The sequence below is a fragment of the Thermogutta sp. genome, assembly GCF_014359955.1.
GTDB lineage: Bacteria > Planctomycetota > Planctomycetia > Pirellulales > Thermoguttaceae > Thermogutta.
In genome coordinates this window covers 1-1744 of sequence record NZ_JACIYL010000874.1, presented here as the reverse complement: position 1 = coordinate 1744, position 1744 = coordinate 1, and the positions used below count along the sequence as shown (strand labels likewise).

Genomic DNA, 1744 nt, shown 5'->3' with positions numbered 1-1744 from the left:
GACCCGCACGTGGTCGCAGCGTTCGAACGTCGCTGGGAAGACATCTGTGCGGTGGGCGAACCCTACTGGCAACAGATTCCTGAAGAAAGGCTGGAGCGGTCTTTTGCCGAGTTTAAAGGTGTTGCCGGGCTGTCAATCCCAACTGAGACGGTCCCTCTGACTCAGCAAGCTGTTCCCTGTTAAGCGGTGGCTTCAGGACATGCGTCAATCGGCAAGGGCCGAGGTCGTTCTCAGCAAGTACGTCTATCAGGCCTGGCCAGTGGTCTGATATGCAGAGTAAATCCCCTTCGAGGACAGCCAGCAATAGGCTCGACCAAACCAAGTAACGCGAGGCCGATTTCCTGATTCAGGATCGCACGCACGTGACACGACCTCACTCCGCTCCCCCCTCAAGGGATTTTCGCGTCGGTACCCGCGGGACCATCTCCTGTGTGGCGGTTTTCTGACATTCTTCACACGGCGGTTGTTCGACGACCATAGAACGAGCCACTGGATGGCCGGCCGGTGGCCCGACCCAGTGCCCGTATTCATCGCATGCCTCACACCCTGCCCGTTCCCCACCCCAATCGCCCCAATAGCGTGGTCCGCACCCGTTACAGGGATATCCCCGCCCGATGCCCAACAGGTGGAACAACCCTGCAAGCGGTCCGGAATGATAGACAACCGGCTCGCTCTCCGGATAAACCGCTCCTGGTCGGGCCATCCCCAGCAGCGGACCGGTCCGATGAGCGCATGTGGCGCAACACCCGGCCGAGAAAACGAGGCCAATCGCGACAGCCACCAATCCGCCCGCACTCGCTGATCTGACAGTTGTCCAAGCCATTTTTCTGCTTCCTGAATGGGGCACTTTCGTAGGTTGGACGAAGACCCTGGCGCCCACGCGTCCGTTTGGTAGTAATCGGCCACCACTGCCCGCAAAATCCACAAAATCGTTAGACTTTCCTTAACCGACACTGCCACATTGTGCAGGAGCGGCAAGGGGGCTATACTGGCACCCACAATTCAAGAAGTGTGCTGTCCACAGCGGATGCCCCCACCAAGAGATCCGTGAAACCTTCCGGGGAAAAAGTGAATCATTCCTCCGCGCAAGCTTGAGGAAAGGTTTGACCATGAACCATCAGATCTGGCGTGTGTTGCCCAGTTTCATGGTGGCAATGAGCGTTCTCGGAGCTTCGCAGGCTCTCGGCGAAACCAGTCTGTCCCAGTCGCCCCTCACCGACAAGACGGCCGCACCAACCCGAGCGATCAAACACTCCGACGTTGTGTTCATGTACGACAATCCACAGATGTACGAGCCTTACGGATGTACCGTTCTGGGCTGGGCAGGCCATCAATCTCCCGATCGCATTCGCCTGGCGCACCAGCGTGGGGTGCGTCTCTTCGCGGTAAGCATTGGATTCCGGACGGAATTTGCCCGGATGATTGACTTCACTCCCCAGTTCATGGAAGCTACCTGCCGCAATTTCGCAGGAGAGCCATTCATCGTCCCCTGGCTGTGGGATCACAAACATAAGGGACAGCCCGCGTGGTGGTTCTGCACTAACAGTCCCCTTTATCGGGAATACCTCTATTCCCGACTGCGGGAAGTGATTGTTTCCGGGGCGGATGCGCTGCATATCGACGATTACACAGGGACGGCCGGTGCCGTCACCTGGTTGGACGCGTGTTTTTGTCCCAGTTGCATGTCGGGATTCCGAGAATATCTCAAACAGAAGCTTCCGCCCGAACGGTTGAACGAACTGAA

At 57.7% G+C, this 1744-nt stretch carries 3 protein-coding genes; 2 read left to right on the top strand and 1 reads right to left on the bottom strand.

Translation table 11 applies throughout. From position 1 onward, the window contains the following. Nucleotides 1-183: hypothetical protein (locus H5U08_RS17785; protein ID WP_297036185.1), on the top strand; the 183-nt coding region annotated here is incomplete at its 5' end. A 190-nt stretch (nucleotides 184-373) separates the two neighbouring features. Here H5U08_RS17785 and H5U08_RS17780 read toward each other — a convergent pair. Next, nucleotides 374-823 carry a hypothetical protein gene (locus H5U08_RS17780; protein ID WP_297036181.1) on the bottom strand — a complete coding sequence of 150 codons (450 nt, stop codon included), beginning with the start codon at nucleotides 821-823 and terminating at the stop codon, nucleotides 374-376. Between the two features lie 286 nt (nucleotides 824-1109). On the opposite strand from H5U08_RS17780, the gene H5U08_RS17775 reads away from it, so the two are divergent. Beyond that, a partial coding sequence (locus tag H5U08_RS17775; RefSeq protein ID WP_297036179.1) for a hypothetical protein occupies nucleotides 1110-1744 on the top strand: 635 nt, incomplete at its 3' end.